1 pseudogene is annotated in these 245 nt (G+C 41.2%); it reads left to right on the top strand.

Annotation, left to right across the window (positions count from 1 at the left end):
- Positions 1–245: pseudogene (locus H5S41_RS00465) on the top strand (ISL3 family transposase); the annotation flags it as partial.

Genomic DNA, 245 nt, shown 5'->3' with positions numbered 1-245 from the left:
ATTTGCGGCGGTTGTTAAAAACGGCTTCCGTAAAGCCCATGTTCGCCTTCGAAGTTTAAATGGTATTCGCTATGAACTTGAATTGTGGAAACAGCGTTACTATTGTCGCCAATGTCAGACTACTTTTGGCGCTACAACCAATTTAACTGCTAATAATCAAACCCTATCCGGCCAATTAAAAAACCAAATCATGGAATTTGCCAAAGAAGGCTTAAACGGTAAACTAATTGCCCGCGTCTGTCACT

This window comes from Limosilactobacillus albertensis, from assembly GCF_014145555.1.
In the GTDB taxonomy this organism is placed as follows: domain Bacteria; phylum Bacillota; class Bacilli; order Lactobacillales; family Lactobacillaceae; genus Limosilactobacillus; species Limosilactobacillus albertensis.
The sequence above is the reverse complement of the archived record's forward strand: the minus strand, read 5'-3'. Positions and strand labels throughout refer to the sequence as shown.